This is a genomic window from Kribbella sp. ALI-6-A (assembly GCF_001984195.1).
Classification (GTDB): domain Bacteria; phylum Actinomycetota; class Actinomycetes; order Propionibacteriales; family Kribbellaceae; genus Kribbella.
In genome coordinates, this window is the sequence record NZ_MTQN01000010.1 from 912,315 (window position 1) to 927,669 (window position 15,355).

The window sequence follows — 15,355 nt, forward strand, 5'->3', positions numbered from 1 at the left end:
ACTGTGGATTTCCACAGTTCTGTACTGTGGAAACGCCGAGCAATTACGACGGTCGACCACAGGGCGCGAAGGGTGTTCGCGGACCTAGCGTCGACGCCATGAACTCGACGAGCCAGGTGATGATGACCGCGCTGCAAGCACTGCAGGAGCCGACCGGTGGGGTGGCCGGGTGGGCCATCGACATGATGGAGAAGCTGGGTGCCCCGGGCGCCGGCCTCGCGGTCGCGCTGGAGAATCTGTTCCCCCCGCTGCCCAGTGAGGTGATCCTGCCGCTGGCGGGGTTCGCCGCCAACCGCGGTGACCTCGGACTGGTCAGCGCGATCCTGTTCACGACGCTCGGCTCGGTCGTCGGCGCCCTCGCGCTGTACGGCGTCGGCGCCGTGCTCGGCCGCGACCGGACCAGGGCGCTGGCCGGCGCGCTCCCGCTGATGAAGGTCGAGGACGTCGACAAGGCCGAGCAGTGGTTCGCCAAGCACGGGCCGAAGGCGGTGCTGATCGGGCGGATGGTGCCGCTGGTGCGCAGCCTGATCTCGGTGCCGGCCGGGGTGGAGCGGATGTCGGTGCCGTTGTTCCTCGCACTGACCGCGGTCGGCAGCCTGGTGTGGAACTCCGCGCTGATCATCGCGGGCTACCTGCTCGGCGAGCAGTGGCACGTGGTCGAGTCGTCGGTCGGCGTCTTCCAGTACGTCGTGATCGCCGCCGCGCTGGCCGCGGTGACCTGGTTCGTGGTTGTCAAGGTGAAGGCGAAACGTTCGAACTCTGAGAAAGTCAACTAGTCAGCTCGACTTTGGGTACGCTCGAGACCTCACTGCCGAACCGCTGGAGAGGTCCCCGATGCCCTCAGTTGCTGTCGAACCACGCGTCGTTCCCGATCCGCCGGTCTGGCCGCAGTCGGTGGTCACGGTGGTCGGCAACCCGCGCGCCGGGTCCCGGACAGCGGCCGCGGCCGCGTCGGTCGCCGAGCTGCTCAGTTCCGAGCTCGGTACGCCGTACCGGTTGGACGAGCTGGTCGACCTGGTGACCTTCGCGCCGGCGATCTTCCAGGGGGACGCGGCCGTCGGGGCCGAGCGGGCAGCGCTGGAGAGTGCGATCGATCTGGTGTCGTCGGCGTCGCTGGTGGTGATCGCGACGCCGGTCTACAAGGGCAGCTACACGGGGTTGCTGAAGAGCTTTCTCGACGTGCTGCGGCCGGGGGCTCTGGCGGGGGCCGTGGTCGTGCCGGTGACGGTGTCGGCGGCGCCTTCGCACAAGTTGCTCGCCGATCAGCATCTGCGGCCGGTGCTCGCGGAATTGGGGGCGAGCGTGCCGGTGCCCGGGGTGATCCTCGAGGAGCGTGATCTCGAGGATCTTCAAGTGGTGCTGTCGCCGTGGCTGCGGCAGAACGCGGGCATCGTCCAGGCGACCACCATCGCCTTGCAACCGGTCGCGGAACCGACGCCGGCGCAGTAGTCGCCCCGGGCTCAGCCGCCGGCGGCCCTACAACCAGTCGACGCGCGATGACAAAACCGGCCGGGACGAGCGTCCGGTCTCCCGGCCCGTCAGTTCCGCGTCCAGGGTCTCCTGCGCGACCCGCATCGCCTCGGCGTACTGCGGGTCGGCCATACGGACGCCGACCTCCTCGGCGGGCACGTCCTCGATGTGGGTGAGCACCCACCAGATGTTGCCCCACGGATCGCGCAGACGTCCGCCGCGGTCGCCCCACGCGGCGGTGGACAGTTCGGTGACCACCCGGGCGCCGGACTCGATGGCCCGGGCAAAAGCCTTGTCGACGTCCGCGACGAAGATCCGCAGTAGTGACGGCATCACCGGCCAGTCCGGCCGCCGGTCGAAGGCCAGCAGGACGGTGTCGCCGACGCGGATCTCCGCGTGGCCGATCAGGCCGTCCTCGGTCGCGACCCGGCCGAGTTCCTCGCCGTCGAAGACCGCGGTGACGAAGTCGAGCAGGGCGCCGGTGTCGTCGGTGACGACCCAGGGAGCGAGGGTGGTGTAGCCGGCGGGAGTGATGCTGTCGGTCATCGTGGGTCCTGACGCGCGAGGAGGAGAGCCTTGTCGAGCCAGACTCTCCTCCTGGAAGCGGCCAGGTTCTGGCCTTTACTCAGTCCGGTCGCGACGTCGTCTCGGCCGGGTTCGTGCGCAGTACGCCGGTGGCCGGGACGAGGGTGGACAGGTAGGTGAGTGCCGAGGCCGCGCCGATGATCACCAGGTAGACGTACCAAGGACCGTGCGGCACCGCCGAGCCCGAGACCTTGGCGCTGAAGGGGATCAACGTGGCCGCGGCGACTGCCGAGCCGAGCAGGATTCCGCTGGTGGCGACCAAGGTGCTCTCGGTCGTCAGCATGCGCAGCACCTGCCCACGGGTCGAGCCGGTCAGCCTCTGCAACGCGAATTCGCGCCGCCGGCGGATCGTCGCCGAGGCCAGCGTGTTGACGACCGAGACCGCGGTGTAGCCGATCAGCAGACCGACCAGCAGATAGTTCACCCACGCCTGCGTCTGCGCGTCGGCGCGGTTGCCCTCGATCAGCGCCTCCCGCCCCGTCACCTGTACGCCGGGGTGCGTGGCGGCCAGCTCGGCCAGCGCCGGGGCCGGATTCGCGCCGGGGGAGTAACGGACGAGGATCTGCGGTGCCAGCCGCGCGGTGGTGTGCTGGGCGAGCAGCTCAGCCGGCAGGACGAGGCTTTCGTACCCGCGCTCCGCCGCGAAGGTCGCGACCACCCGCAGCTCGACGGGCGTGCCGTCGCCGAGCGTCAGCTTGACCGTCGAGCCGAGGCCCTGGCCGGTCTTCTCGACCATCCGGTCCGGCACGGCGATCGTCGTACCGGTGAGACCTTCGAGCGAACCCGAGGTCACCCGCACCGGAGCCGGACCGTCGGTGCCTTGGGCGCTGACTCCGAGCAGGGGTGCGCCGTCCTCGGAGAAGGGTGCCTTCCGTGGTTCGTCGACCGAGCCGAGACTGGTCACGTACGACGAGGCGCCGGCCACGCCGGGGACCTTGCGGACCTCGTCGACGAGTGGAGCCGGAAGACCGGCGTTCGCGCGGGAGACGAGCACCGCGTCGGCCCTGAGGTCCTTGGTGAAGGCCTGGTCGGAGGCGTGCACCGAGGTGGTCTGCATGTAGAGGTTGGCGGTGGAGATCCCGACCGCGAGCATCACCGGCATCACTGCGGCGGACATCGCCACCGAGCGCGCCGACACATTGACGATCGCGAGGCGGCCGTTGACCTTGCTGACGGCGTACAGGGGCCAGCGGATCAGGGCGAGGGTGAGCTTGGTCCAGAACGGGCCGAGCAGTGCGATGCCGATCGCCCAGCACAGGATCGACGGGCCCGCGGTGGCGGCGGCCAGCGGGCCGGTCATCACGGCGGCGGTGACGATCATCAGGGCAATCGCGCCGCCCAGGAAGAGCACGCCGAGCACCAGACGGGTCCAGGTGAACCACTTGCGCTGCAAGCCGGACTCGGTGAGCGCCTCGACCGGCTTGATCCGGGCCGACTTGCGAGCCGCGATCAGGCCGGCGCCGACAGCGGCCAGTACGGCGGCACCCGCGCCGGCGGCGAACGGGATCCAGCCCTGGCGGTACTCGACGTACGGCGAGGCGACGCCGTGCTCGGCGAGCTGCTCGAACAGGAACCGCCCGAGCAGGAGACCGGGGACCAATCCGGCCAGCACGGCCGGGATGGAGACGAGCAGCGATTCGCCGAGGATCATCCGGCGGACCTGGCCGGGAGTGGTGCCGATGCTGCGGAGCAGGGCGAACTCACGTTCGCGGTGCTGAGCGGACAGAGCAAGGGTCGAGGCGACGACGAACATCATCGTCATCGTCGCGATCCCGCCGAACGACCCCGCGACGGCGATCAGCGCCTCCCGGAACTGCGCGGCGTCGGGGTGTTCGGCCAGACCGCGGTCGGAGCCGGTGTGCACGGTGAGGTCGCCGAGATCCTTCACCGAGTCCTTCACCGCGCCCAGATCGGTGCCGGGGGCAACAAGTACGGCCAGAGCGGTGAACGAGCCCTCGGCACCGGCGAGCCGGGTGGCTTCGGGCGCCGAGAAGAAGGTGTGGCCGGCCGGACCGTCCGCGATCCCGCGGACGGTGTAGGTACTGGGCTCGCCGTTGGTGAGCAGGCTGACCTGCGAGCCGACGCCGAGGTTGCCGGCTCGAGCGGTGGAGCTGTCGAGCACCACATCAGTGGGAGCTCGCGGCGCAGCGCCGGACACCAGCTTGTACGGCGCAAGCCGCGCCGAGCTCCACCCGTGCCCCTTGGCCTGAAGGAAGTCGCCGTCGAGGCTGAGCGGGGTGGGGAAGGTGAGATCCCCGACGACCTCGGTGACGCCGTCGACGGCCCGGATCTTCGCGGCGGTTTCGGCGGGGACGTGGGTCTGCTCGGTGAGCGGAGTGGCTTCGTCGCGACCGGCGCGCAGGTGTGAGTCGGGGCCGGTGACGATCAGGTCGGCGGCAGCCATGCGGGTGGCTTCGACGTTGGAGCGGATGCCGGTTTCCATCAGGCCACCGCAGGCGAGCACGATCGCGGTGCCGAACACGACGGCGACGAACGTGGCGACGAACCCGCCCTTGCGGAAGCGCAGGGTGCGGAGGGCGAGCTTCATCATCGCGCGACCGCCAGATCCGGCGTACGGCCGCGGGCTCCGAGGTGGGTCAGCCGCTCGGCGACCTGCTCGGCGGTGGGGGCAGCCAGGCTGCCGGCCAGCTTGCCGTCGGCCAGGAAGACCACCTGGTCGGCCCACGAGGCGGCGACCGGATCGTGGGTGACCATGACCACCGTCTGCCCTTGGCTGCGGACCGGTTCGCGCAGCAGGTCGAGCACGTCGGCCGCGGTCTGCGTGTCCAGCGCACCGGTCGGCTCGTCGGCGAAGATCACCGCGGGCCGGGCGACCAGGGCACGGGCAATGGCGACTCGCTGCTGCTGGCCGCCGGACAGTTCGCCCGGACGGTGCTTGTGCCGGTCAGCCAGGCCCACCCGCTCTAGCACCTCGGCGACCGCCGCTCGGTTGGCCCGGCGTCCGTCGAGCTCCTGCGGCAGCGTGACGTTCTGCCAGACGGTCAGCGCCGGCAGCAGGTTGAAGGACTGGAAGACGAAGCCGATCCGCTCCCGGCGCAGCTCGGTCAGCTGCCGCTCCTTGAGGCCGGCCAGCGGCTGGTCGTCGATGAACACCGAGCCGGACGTCGGCCGGTCGAGCCCGGCGGCGCAGTGCAGGAACGTGCTCTTGCCGGACCCGGACGGCCCCATCACCGCGGTGAACGTGCCGCGGGCGAAGCCGATGCTGATCCCGTCGAGCGCGACCACGGCACCGCCGCCCTTGCCGTAGACCCGGCGGACGTCGTTCAGCATGACGGAGTTCGAGGTTTTTCGGATGGCTGCCTGCTTGCGCTTCATGCTGAGAACGCTACGAAGATCCAGCCGCCCGCCCCAGGGAGCTGGGCAGCCGGTCTGGGTGGTGCTAGCCCTACCCCAGCAGGTAGGCCCGGACGCCACTCGCCACGGCCGTCACCAGCGGCTCGCTCCAGTCCGAGCCGTCCCCACTGAAGTGCCCGGCCAGTACGCCGTCCGCCGTCGGCCGCACCCGGATCGCCAGCGCGTCCGCGAGCCCGGTGTCCTTCGGCCCGGCCGCCCCGACCACTTCGCCCCGGATCGGCCCGAAGTCGTAGCCTCCCGGCCACTGCTGCGGCACGTACTCGAAGAACGGCGTCCGTGGCGGCACCTCGAGTTCCAGGACCGGGTAGCGCGCGTAGCGGCTGCAGCCGACGACGGCGTCCCGCATGGCCGGTACGTCGGCCGCCAGCGAGCCGGTCGAGCATGGGACGGCCAGCACCGACGGCACGATGCAGGGGCCGAGCACCCGCTGCCAATCCGGCCGGTCGCGCTTGCTGAAGAGCGTGTTGAACACGAGCGTGTCTCCTGCCGTCGGCTCCATCGCCGAAGCCAGTGCGGCCAGCAACGTCACCAGGGCAGTGCTGCGGTGCGAGCGGGTCAGTTGCTCGACCTGCGCGGCCTCTGCGGCTGAGAGCAGCTCGCTCCGGTAGGCGAACGGAGAGCCCTGAGTGCGGGAGGGCTGCGGGCAGATCTTCGCGTCGGTGACTCGGCTCCGCCACCAGGTGCTGGCCGCATCGGCGTTCCGGCTCATTTGCTCGGCTTCGTCGAGGAGGTAGTCGGCGTACTGGGGAGCGGGTGGGAGGTCCTCGCCGGAGTACAGGGCGGCCAGCTCGGTCAGCGCGAGCCACAGGCTGACCGGGTCGGAGACCATGTGGTGGAGGTGCAGGGTCAGTCGGTCGCCGGAGAGCTGCAGCCGAATGGGAGCAGCCAGCGGCACCGGGACGTGCAGGGCGGCTTCCCGTACGAGCTCGAGTTCAGCAACACCAGAGTCTGTACGGAGTATGTCGTGTCGTCGCTGCAGGGTGTCGAAGGCTGCAGCCAGTCGCCCAGCGTCCAGCTCGCCGTCCAGCGCGAGCATCGCGTTCATGGTGAACCAGGGCCCGAGAGCGAAGCCAGGTCGCCGCGCGTCGAGCTCCAACGCGAAGGTTTGCCAGAGCGAGGTCGTCACAGCAGCTCCTTCGAGTAGTCCGGCACGTCCGCGGCGAGCAGAGCGGTGTGCAGTTCCTCCAGCACCTCCACGGCGAAGTCCTTGCGCTGCCAGTCCTCGAACGAGATGCCGTAGCCCAGCGAGATCCACAGGTCCGCGTTGCGTCGCTCGTGGGCGCCGAACGGCTCCAACAGAACGAGCGGCGTTGCCGACCACAACGAATCCAGAAGGGTCCCGCCGCCAGGTTTGCTGACCGACGCCAGCGCCTGGCGACACAGGTCGAACGACCCGTGGTGACCGGTCCGCTGCACGAACCCCTGGCCCGCCGGGCCGAACGGCGGGTAGCCGTCGTCGAGCCATGGATGCCAGTCGGGGTCGATCATGAAGTAGCGCACGCCACTGGTCGACAGGTCACCTTGCTCGTAGGCGATGACGTCCAGCTCGAAGCCGACGGACAGCAGCTCACCGGCGCGCTCCCGGTACGTGCCCATGCCCCAGCCACCGCCGTGCACCAGCAGCCGCCGGTCGCGCTCGGCCCACGGCACCGGGGCGTCGCGGGTGACCGGGATGCTGCAGGGCACGCCGCCGCCATCGGCATCGGCGAGCCACACATGCCGTAGAGGCAGTGAGGTCGCACCGGCCTTGTCGAACGACGGTGAGCGCACCGAGTCCACATGGCATACGTCCACCGCCACCGGGCCGTGCTTTGCGACGTACTGCTCCAGCAGAGTGAGCCAGAAGCCGCTGAGGACGACGAAGCGGGTGATGCCGCGCCGCTGCCAGTCCGCGAAGAGCTGGTCGACCGCGGCGGGGTCCACCGAGACTGCTGCGTTGCGGGCCAGCTTCTGGCCGGCGAGCGCGACGCGGAAGTCGCGGTGGAAGGCCTGCTTCGACCGGGCGGTCGTCTCCAGGGTCTGCGGTGGCATCAGCCGCTCCAGCACCGACACGTACGCCGTACCGCCCTGCTCGCGGATCCGGTCGGCCAGCAGCAGCCCCGGCACGTGGACGCCGAGCGCAACGCCGGACGTCAGGATCTCCACGACAGCGCCTGTCACTGCGCCGCTCCCAGCGCAGCCAGCTCCTTGGCCAAGTGGCGCTGGACCAGCTTTACCGTAGCCTCGTGCTCCGGGCCTGCGTAGCCGCGCGGCGTGCCCTCGACCAGCATGATCAGGTACAGGTAGACCCGGTAGAGCGACAGCCGCTCGCGGTCGATGTCGGCGCCGTACCCGGCCAGCAACTCGTCGTCCACCGTGCTGAACAGTGTCAGCGAGACGAACTCCGCGACCGGATCGCCCCAGAACGCGCGCTCCCCGTCGATCAGCCCGCTGATCCGCCCGCCGTCGACCAGGATGTTGCCGTCCCACAGGTCGAAGTGGATCAGCCGCGGCGTCCGCACCGTGTTCAGCAGCTCGAACCGGTCGAGCACCAGGTGCCGCGAGACCCCCTCCGGCAGCTCCACCCCGAAGCGCTCGGCGTCGGCCAGCACGTCGTCCAGCATGCGCAGGAAGGCGGTCGCCCACGTGGACAGCAAGCCACGCTGCGGATACCCGAACCCGTCCGCGCCGACCACCTCGTGCAGACTGCGCACGATCGCGCCCAGCTCCCGCCGGTACGACCAACGCTCGGCCGGAACGCTCTGCAGCAACGTCGTCCCCGGCAGCGCGGTCATCAGCAGCAGCTCGGCATCGGCGTACACGACCTCCGGCACCGGCGCCTTGCCGCGCGCGGCCTGGTAGAACTCGGTCTCGGTCCGGATCAGCGCCTGCTCGTAGGCCAGCCCGGGGGAGGACGGGTCCGGCGCGAGCTTGAGCACCAACTGCCGTTCACCGACCGCCAAGCGGTAAACGGTGTTGTAGGTGCCCTCGGTCAGCTCCTCGTGGTCGAGCAACTCCCGCCGCGCGATCCCGGCGCGCTCCAGCAGGGCCTCGATCGCCGCGCGGTCCAGCTGTCGTTTCACCGGTTCTCCCTTTGGGACAAGGCGTCCCGATAGATCGCTTCCATCAGCTCGATTCGCGGCACGGCGTGCGCCAGGTCCTCGCCGGCGTCGTCGACGATCCGGGCGAGCTGATGCTCGTAGTACGCGGTGGCTGGGAAGCCGATCCCCTCACGCTCGCCGTCGGCCGTGGTGACGACGAGGTTCAACGGTACGGCGCCGAGCACCGGGCGGAGGAAGTTGCGCAGCTTCACAGTCGCCCGGTCGAAGGTGAACACGTGCTCGGCGACATGGTCCGGACCGACCGCGCAGGTCAGCGTCGCCTTCGAACCCGAGGCCCAGTGCAACGACGCCTCGAAGTCGCGGTCCACGCCGTTCGGGCCGTCGAAGGCCGAGAATCCCTGGTACGCCGTGGGATCGAGCCCGATCGTTGCCTGCAGCGCCTGGAGCCAGTAGCTCGCGCAGTCGTGGAAGATGCCGCCACCCAGCTCGGGACGGTCGCGGTATCCGCCCGGCGCGGGAACGGCGAAGGTCATCCGCGTTTGCACGGACCGCAGTACGCCGTACCGGCTGTCGGCGACGAAGGAGCGGACGGTTTCCTGCCACGGGTGGCCGGCGGTGGCGACCGCCTCGAAGACGCGGGTGTGTTCGGCGGCGAAGCAGAGCTCCTCGGCCTCGGCCGCGGTCAGGCAGAGCGGCTTCTCGACGATCACGTCCTTGCCGGCGACCGCGGCGCGGACCGCCCAGCGGTGGTGCGCGGAGTTGTGCAGGGAGATGTAGACGGCGTCGATCGCCGGGTCGGCGAGCAGGGCCGCGTAGCTGTCGTAGACCAGCGGAATGTCGTGACGGCTCGCGAACTCCTTGGCGCGCACCGGGTCGCTCGCCGCGACCGCCCGCACCTCCACTCCGGTCTTGGCGGCCGGGCCGAGCATCGTCCGGACGGCGATCCCGGTGGCCCCGATCAGGCCGATCTCAAGCGGCATCGGATCTCCCTCGCGGTGTCAGGCCGGCCGCGGTGACCGCAGCCAGCAGGCGGTGCTGCCACTGGGCGAGCTCACCGGCGCGGCAGAAGATCGCGACGTACACCCGGCCGCCGGGCGCGGTCAGGTGACTGCCGTTGAGCACGAGCGCTCCGGGGCGATCCCCGCTGGACAAGCAGCCGTTCAGAGCGTGCAGGACGTCGCGAATGCCCTTGCCCGGCGAGAGATTCAGTTCGAGCTGCCACAGGTGAGCGGTGAGGTCGTCGGCCCGCCGGTCGAGTTGCAGGGCGAGCAGGCCGAGCGACTGACGAGCGTTGATCTCCAGCACCGGTACGACTGAGCCGTCGTCGAGCAGCATCGCGTCGATCCCGACCGGACCCCAGTAGCCGGCGGTGCTGATCGCGGCCACCACCTCGGCCAGCGACTCGGCGTACCAGCCCTGGTCGATCAGCGCGGCGGGCGCGGGGCTGGAGCCGAAGTGCCGGAAGCCCTTGTTGGTCAGCTGCTGCAGGCCGAGGAACTCCCACGAGCCGTCCCGCCGCACGTGCAGGTGACCGGAGAAGTCGTGCGCCTTCGGATACTTCTGCTGCACCAGCAGCTCGATCCGTTGCCCGGTTTGCTTGCGCAGCACCCGCTCGATCGCTCGCAGTACGCCGGGAGTGGTGACCTCGAGCAGTGCCCGGCCGGAGACGCCGTACGGGTCCTTGATCAGGGTACGGAAATCGAGATCGGTGACCGCGGCAACCAGTTCGTCGACCGAGCGGACCACTCGGCCCGCGCCCGGAAGCCCGAGCTGCGTGACGAGCTCGTTGGACCAGGTTTTCGAGTTGACTTTGGCAACGACCTCGGGTGAAGGCAGGCCGGCGAGTGGGGCGAGAACCGCGTAGGGCTCCAGCGGACCGTCGGCCAGCAAGGGGTCGTCGAGCAAGTGGCGCTCGATCGGGCCCGAGCCGGCGTCGTCGATCGACTTGTGGTCGAAGGAGACCCCGTAGCCGGCGAGGATCTCCGGATCCATCGGGCGCCGGGTGATCAGGACGTCGCCCGGCGCGCAGAACCCGGCCAGCAGCTCGTCCATCGTGTCGACGGCGGGATCACCGCCGCCGACCGACGGCAGCACGGCCAGGTCGTCCGGTCGCCACCACGACTCCGCGTCGAACGTACCGAACCGGACGGTCATCCGGCCTGGCCGGCCAGTCGGGCGACGAAGGTGCTGAACTGACGGACCGAGCGCAGGTCGTCGAGCTGCAGTTGCGGGTAGTCCAGCTCGAGGTCGAACTCGTCCTCGATCGCGAGCAGGAACGTGATCGTCTGCAGGGAGTCCAGTCCGTACTGCTCGACCAGATCGGCCTCGGAGCCGATCTCGTCCGCGGTGGTTCCGTTGTCCAGAACCTTGGCCAGCACGACCTTGACGCGGTCCTCGATCACAGTGGTGGACATGCTCAGACTCCGTTCAGGTAAAGGAGGATGCACTTCGAGCAGACCGGCATCATGCCGTTCTCGGACATGATCCGGCGGACCTCACGAAACGACTGGCTCTGCCAGAGCTCGCCGACCGGCTGGTCGTACAGGTTGCCGACCACGAACTCGGGGAAGAACTTGCACGAGCTGACCGCGCCGTCGGCGTGCACCTCCATCCGGTTCGACACCGCGAGACACTTGCTGCGGTGCTGGGCCGGCCGGGAGGTGCCGAGGATGAAGTCGGTGACCTCGTCGTCCTCCAGTTGCGGCTGGTAGCGCAGCCGGACGTTCCAGGGCCGGGAGGCGAGCCGGGCCATCGAGTCGCGCAGCGTCGGCAGCTCCTCCTCGGGCAGCTGGTAGGTGTAGCTGTGCCAGGTCGGCTTCTTGGTGTCCGTGCTGGGGTTCAGCCAGGAGAACGTCTTCTCGTACAGGCGGTCCATCGACTCGGCGACCTCGGGGCTGATGTACCAGGGGAACTGGAAGTAGACCGTGTTCACGCCGAGTTCCTCGGCCCACTCCATGAACTCGTACATCTTGTGCACGGTGACATGGCTGACCATGCACGACAGCGACAGCTCGCCGTCCCACGTGCCCGCGCGTTTGAGGTCCAGCATCAGCTGGATGTTGTCCATCGTGCGCTTGAAGGTGCCGCGGCCGCGCAGTGCCTCGTGGTCCTCACCCAGACCGTCCAGACTGACCAGCAGGTTGAGGTTCTCGCCGATCCGCAGCAGGTCGTCCAGTTTGCGCTTGAACAGCAGGCCGTTGGTGCACATGTTCACCGTCCGCGGGTACTTCTCCAGCAGCGCGGCGACCTGGTCGAACCTGGTGTGCATCAGCGGCTCGCCGCCCCACAGGAACAGCTTCGAGCGCACCGGCGCCGTCGTCCGCAGGACGTCCTCGACCACCGAGAGGTCGAGCTCGGTCTTCTGCTTGACGGCGCTGAAGTCGCGGAAGAAGCCCTGTTCGTTCCACTGGTAGCAGTGCGTGCAGCGCAGGTTGCAGCGGTAGGTGAGCTGCAGGCTGACCTCCTGCGGCAGCGGAGCGGCGTACGTCGGGTCGGCGAGCAGGTTGCGCCGGGCCTTGGAGCGGATCGACACGGTGTGCTTGATGTCCGCGAATTCCTTGGTGTTCAGCGTGCGGGTGGTGGTGGGACGCATCAGACCTCCTGGTGGGTGGCTGTGGCGACGAGCAGTGCACTGGCTCCGGCGATCACCCCTCCCGTCGCGAGGACGAGGACCAGACCGGTCGCGGCACCGAGCTGTGCGCTCAGTACGCCGCCGGTCAGGCCTCCGGTGATCGCGCCGAGCGGCACGGTGGACGAGGTGAGCGTGCGGGCGGTCGCGTGCACGGTGCTCTGCAGACCGGCCGGGGTGATCTGCTGGCGGACGCTGGTGGTGACGACGTTCCACACCGGCAGCCAGACCGAGGCGCAGATCCGGATCACCACCAGTGCGAGCGCGGGAGCGCTCAGCAGGCAGAGCGGAACGGCCAACCAGCACACGGCTTCCAGTCCGGTGAGGACCAGCGTCCGCCGTACGCCGATGGTCGCGGCCAGCTTGTTGGCGACAACAGCGCCGAGCAGACCGCCGACCGAGCCGGCCGCGATCAGCAGGCCACCGGCGAGGCTCGACAGGCCGAGCACGCGGTACGCGAACAGCAGCAGGACGGCGTCGACCATGCCCGAGCCGAAGCTGCGGATCGCGGCCGCGCAGACCAGGCGGCGCAGCAGGTGATGCTGCCAGACGAAGGCGAAGCCGGTGCGGATCCGGTGGGGGAGTGGTTCGCGCATCGGCTCGGGGCGCGGCTCGACGGTGGTGATGCGGGTGCGGCCGAAAGCCGAAGCCAGGAAGGGGATCGCGCAGAGCAGCAGACCGGCGTACGGGGTGATGGTGCGGAGGAGGAGGCCACCGAGTGCGGGGCCGACGAGCTTGGACAGACTGTCGGAGCTCTGGAGCTTGGCGTTCGCACCGACCAGGTCGCGTGGTTCGACGAGTGCGGGCAGGTACGACTGGCCGGCGATGTCGACGAAGACCATCGCGGCGCCCGCGACGGCGACCACGAGACACAGTTGAGGGACGCTGACCCAGCCGGCCAGTGCGGCGAGCGGGACGCTGGCGAACGCGGCGAAGCGCAGCAGTTCGCCGCCGATCATCACCCGCCGGCGAGGAACGTGGGCCAGCGCGGCCCCGGCGACCAGACCGAGCGTGGGATAGGCGAACCAGCCGAGCGCGGACAGCACGCCGACCTGGGCCTCGCTCGCATCGAGCGTGAGGATCGCGATCGTGGGAACGGTGAACCCGGTCAGCCGGTCCCCGACGAAGCTCGCGGTCTGGCTGCCCCAGTACCAGGACACGTCGGTCCGCGATCGCACCGCCCGAGTAGTTGCACCCACCCTCGACTCCCCAGTGTCGTCGGTGACCCTCTGCTCTTGCCGCGACCCCCTAAGTTCAAGGCTTGAAATAAGACCTCGGACAACTTAACCGGGTCGGTCGCCGGACTCAAGGCCCTGAGTCACCAAATCGTCGCTGAGGGTGGCGAAGTGGAGTTTGGGGTCCTCTGAGGACTACGGGCGCCGGGGAGCGGCCGAGCCGAGCAGTGCGTTCAGGCCGGCGGTGTAGGACTCGGGTGTGACGTCGCCGAGCAGCAGGCGCTGGAGGATGAAACCGGGCAGCATCCCGAACAGCACCTGGGCGACGTGCTCGGGATCGACGTCGCTCGGCAGGGTGCCGTCGAGCTGGGCGCGGCGGGCGACGGCGGTGTAGTGCGTGCGCAGGATCGTGTACTTCTCCCTCGCGACGGCGGCGATGGTCGGGTTGTGCACCGACTCGGCCCAGGCTTGCAGGCCGACCCGCGTGACGTCGCCGCCGGAGCGCTCGGCGGTCTTCACCACGTGGTCGAGCACCACCCGCATCGCCTCGGCGGGGGACAGTGGGTCCTCGGTGGACAGGATGCCCTCGAAGAGCTCGTCGACCGCGCTCAGCGCCTGGTCGGCGATCGCCGCGATGATCTCGTCCTTGCTCCGGAAGTAGCCGTAGACCGCGCCCGCCGACAGCCCGGACTCCCGGATCACGTCGGCCATCGTCGTCTTGTGGAAGCCGTTCTCCGCGACGCAGTGCAGGGCCGCCTGGACGATCTGCTCGCGGCGGGCGAGCCGGTGCTCGGCAGTGACCTTGGGCATACCGCGAACCTAAAACGAATGTCCGTTCTTGACAACTCGACCAATCTGCGAGCACGCTCGGAGCTAATAAAGAACGGTCATTCGTTTTGAGGAGTGTGCCCATGTCCGCCACATCTGCCACCGTCGGCCCTCGGCGTCCTCCGGTGGTCGCCGTCGTCACCCTGCTCACCGCCGTGCTCACGGTGCTGCTGATCGCGTTCGCCTGGCCGGCCGCACGGTCGGAACCTCGTGACGTCCCGCTGGCGGTCGCCGGTCCGCAGGCCGCGGTCGGTCAGGTCAGCGCCGCGCTGGAGCAGGCGATGCCCGGCGGGTTCGCGATCGAGCCCGTCGCGGACCGGGCGGCCGCCGTCCAGGCGATCGAGGACCGGGATGTGTACGGCGCGATCGTGCTCGACCAGGCCGCGCCCGAGGTACTCACCGCGTCGGCCGCGGGTCCGGTCGTCTCGCAGCTGCTGACGCAGGTGGCCGGCCGGCTGGCTGCGCAGAACCCTGCCGCTGCGCCGAAGGTGACCGACGTCGTTCCGTTGCCCGCCGAGGATCCGCGCGGCGCGGGCCTGGCGGCCGGTGCGTTGCCGCTGGTTCTGGGCGGGATTCTCGCGGCCGCGGCGCTGACGAACTTCGCGAAGGCGGGCGCGACCCGGGTCTTCGGCGCGATCGGGTTCGCCGTGGCGGGCTCGCTCGCACTGGCCGCGGTGCTGCAGTTCTGGCTGGGCTCCTTGGAAGGCAGTTACTGGGCCAACGCCGCGGTGATCGCGACGTCGATCGCGGCGATCAGTGTGACCCTGCTGGGACTGGAGTGGCTGATCGGTACGGCGGGGCTCGGGCTGGGCGCCGCGGTGATGATGCTGCTCGGCAACCCCCTGTCGGGGCTGACCAGCGCGCCGGAGATGCTGCCGAGCGGCTGGGGAGCACTCGGGCAGTTCCTCCCGCCGGGCGCAGCCGGTACGGCGTTGCGCTCGGTCAGCTTCTTCGACGGAGCCGGCGCGGGGCAGCCGTTGCTGGTCCTCGGAGGCTGGCTGGTCCTCGGCCTGGTGCTGTGCGGACTCGGCGCGGCGCGCGGCCGGCGCGTCGTACAGGCTCGTCAGCCGGGGTCGCCCGTTACCGTCTGATCGACGGCGAAGCGGTGACCGGATCGTTACGACCCGGTCACCGCTGACGTCGCTCCAGACGCGGACAACGTTGTCTGTCAACCATTGACTTCACCGGTCTCAGCCTCCTACGGTCGCGGAAAGCCCACGGGGTTTGAGCGGTGGTACCGGGATGACAACGAT

General features: G+C 69.7%; 15 protein-coding genes. 3 read left to right on the forward strand and 12 right to left on the reverse strand.

Annotated elements, in window-relative coordinates; translation table 11 throughout:
* Positions 1 to 98 precede the first annotated feature (98 nt).
* Both BWI15_RS18680 and BWI15_RS18685 read left to right on the forward strand, forming a co-directional pair.
* Positions 99 to 776: a DedA family protein gene (locus BWI15_RS18680; protein ID WP_077015655.1), complete on the forward strand. Its 678-nt coding sequence runs from the start codon at positions 99 to 101 to the stop codon at positions 774 to 776.
* Positions 777 to 834: 58 nt separating this feature from the next.
* The gene (locus BWI15_RS18685) at positions 835 to 1,449 is read left to right on the forward strand and encodes an NADPH-dependent FMN reductase (protein ID WP_077015656.1); all 615 of its coding nucleotides are present in this window, start codon (positions 835 to 837) and stop codon (positions 1,447 to 1,449) included.
* Between the two features lie 27 nt (positions 1,450 to 1,476).
* On the opposite strand, the gene BWI15_RS18690 is transcribed toward BWI15_RS18685, so the two are convergent.
* The 12 genes from BWI15_RS18690 to BWI15_RS18745 form a co-directional block, all read right to left on the reverse strand.
* On the reverse strand, positions 1,477 to 2,016 hold the full coding sequence (locus tag BWI15_RS18690; protein ID WP_077015657.1) for a VOC family protein: 540 nt from the start codon (positions 2,014 to 2,016) through the stop codon (positions 1,477 to 1,479).
* Between the two features lie 79 nt (positions 2,017 to 2,095).
* Entirely contained in the window at positions 2,096 to 4,606 is a 2,511-nt protein-coding gene (locus BWI15_RS18695) for an FtsX-like permease family protein (protein ID WP_077015658.1), read from the reverse strand.
* The gene (locus BWI15_RS18700; RefSeq protein ID WP_077015659.1) at positions 4,603 to 5,391 is read right to left on the reverse strand and encodes an ABC transporter ATP-binding protein; all 789 of its coding nucleotides are present in this window, start codon (positions 5,389 to 5,391) and stop codon (positions 4,603 to 4,605) included. The genes BWI15_RS18695 and BWI15_RS18700 overlap by 4 nt, the downstream gene beginning before the upstream one ends.
* A gap of 70 nt (positions 5,392 to 5,461) precedes the next feature.
* A complete protein-coding gene (locus tag BWI15_RS18705) occupies positions 5,462 to 6,556 on the reverse strand; it encodes a condensation domain-containing protein (RefSeq protein ID WP_077015660.1) in 1,095 nt (364 codons plus the stop codon).
* The gene (locus tag BWI15_RS18710; RefSeq protein WP_077015661.1) at positions 6,553 to 7,590 is read right to left on the reverse strand and encodes a hypothetical protein; all 1,038 of its coding nucleotides are present in this window, start codon (positions 7,588 to 7,590) and stop codon (positions 6,553 to 6,555) included. The genes BWI15_RS18705 and BWI15_RS18710 overlap by 4 nt, the downstream gene beginning before the upstream one ends.
* Complete coding sequence (locus BWI15_RS18715) at positions 7,587 to 8,492, reverse strand: phosphotransferase family protein (RefSeq protein ID WP_143465689.1); 906 nt, start codon at positions 8,490 to 8,492, stop codon at positions 7,587 to 7,589. The genes BWI15_RS18710 and BWI15_RS18715 overlap by 4 nt, the downstream gene beginning before the upstream one ends.
* Positions 8,489 to 9,451 (reverse strand): Gfo/Idh/MocA family protein, encoded by a 963-nt coding sequence (locus BWI15_RS18720; RefSeq protein WP_077015662.1) that lies wholly within the window; start codon positions 9,449 to 9,451, stop codon positions 8,489 to 8,491. The genes BWI15_RS18715 and BWI15_RS18720 overlap by 4 nt, the downstream gene beginning before the upstream one ends.
* Positions 9,441 to 10,625 (reverse strand): hypothetical protein, encoded by a 1,185-nt coding sequence (locus BWI15_RS18725; protein WP_077015663.1) that lies wholly within the window; start codon positions 10,623 to 10,625, stop codon positions 9,441 to 9,443. The genes BWI15_RS18720 and BWI15_RS18725 overlap by 11 nt, the downstream gene beginning before the upstream one ends.
* Positions 10,622 to 10,885 carry an acyl carrier protein gene (locus BWI15_RS18730; RefSeq protein WP_077015664.1) on the reverse strand — a complete coding sequence of 88 codons (264 nt, stop codon included), beginning with the start codon at positions 10,883 to 10,885 and terminating at the stop codon, positions 10,622 to 10,624. The genes BWI15_RS18725 and BWI15_RS18730 overlap by 4 nt, the downstream gene beginning before the upstream one ends.
* Before the next feature lie 2 nt (positions 10,886 to 10,887).
* Positions 10,888 to 12,063: a radical SAM protein gene (locus BWI15_RS18735; RefSeq protein ID WP_077015665.1), complete on the reverse strand. Its 1,176-nt coding sequence runs from the start codon at positions 12,061 to 12,063 to the stop codon at positions 10,888 to 10,890.
* Positions 12,063 to 13,277: an MFS transporter gene (locus BWI15_RS18740; RefSeq protein WP_077015666.1), complete on the reverse strand. Its 1,215-nt coding sequence runs from the start codon at positions 13,275 to 13,277 to the stop codon at positions 12,063 to 12,065. Before BWI15_RS18740 ends, BWI15_RS18735 begins: the two co-directional genes overlap by 1 nt.
* Before the next feature lie 192 nt (positions 13,278 to 13,469).
* Positions 13,470 to 14,084 (reverse strand): TetR/AcrR family transcriptional regulator, encoded by a 615-nt coding sequence (locus BWI15_RS18745; RefSeq protein WP_077015667.1) that lies wholly within the window; start codon positions 14,082 to 14,084, stop codon positions 13,470 to 13,472.
* A 101-nt stretch (positions 14,085 to 14,185) separates the two neighbouring features.
* On the opposite strand from BWI15_RS18745, the gene BWI15_RS18750 reads away from it, so the two are divergent.
* Complete coding sequence (locus tag BWI15_RS18750) at positions 14,186 to 15,193, forward strand: hypothetical protein (protein ID WP_077015668.1); 1,008 nt, start codon at positions 14,186 to 14,188, stop codon at positions 15,191 to 15,193.
* The last annotated feature ends 162 nt before the right edge of the window (positions 15,194 to 15,355 follow it).

What these genes read in the sequence shown, in the direction of transcription:
- BWI15_RS18680 (WP_077015655.1), top strand. Translation starts at nt 99, where the DNA reads ATGAACTCGACGAGCCAGGTGATGATGACCGCGCTGCAAGCACTGCAG.
- BWI15_RS18685 (WP_077015656.1), top strand. Translation starts at nt 835, where the DNA reads ATGCCCTCAGTTGCTGTCGAACCACGCGTCGTTCCCGATCCGCCGGTC.
- BWI15_RS18690 (WP_077015657.1), bottom strand. Translation starts at nt 2,016, where the DNA reads ATGACCGACAGCATCACTCCCGCCGGCTACACCACCCTCGCTCCCTGG.
- BWI15_RS18695 (WP_077015658.1), bottom strand. Translation starts at nt 4,606, where the DNA reads ATGATGAAGCTCGCCCTCCGCACCCTGCGCTTCCGCAAGGGCGGGTTC.
- BWI15_RS18700 (WP_077015659.1), bottom strand. Translation starts at nt 5,391, where the DNA reads ATGAAGCGCAAGCAGGCAGCCATCCGAAAAACCTCGAACTCCGTCATG.
- BWI15_RS18720 (WP_077015662.1), bottom strand. Translation starts at nt 9,451, where the DNA reads ATGCCGCTTGAGATCGGCCTGATCGGGGCCACCGGGATCGCCGTCCGG.
- BWI15_RS18725 (WP_077015663.1), bottom strand. Translation starts at nt 10,625, where the DNA reads ATGACCGTCCGGTTCGGTACGTTCGACGCGGAGTCGTGGTGGCGACCG.
- BWI15_RS18730 (WP_077015664.1), bottom strand. Translation starts at nt 10,885, where the DNA reads ATGTCCACCACTGTGATCGAGGACCGCGTCAAGGTCGTGCTGGCCAAG.
- BWI15_RS18735 (WP_077015665.1), bottom strand. Translation starts at nt 12,063, where the DNA reads ATGCGTCCCACCACCACCCGCACGCTGAACACCAAGGAATTCGCGGAC.
- BWI15_RS18745 (WP_077015667.1), bottom strand. Translation starts at nt 14,084, where the DNA reads ATGCCCAAGGTCACTGCCGAGCACCGGCTCGCCCGCCGCGAGCAGATC.
- BWI15_RS18750 (WP_077015668.1), top strand. Translation starts at nt 14,186, where the DNA reads ATGTCCGCCACATCTGCCACCGTCGGCCCTCGGCGTCCTCCGGTGGTC.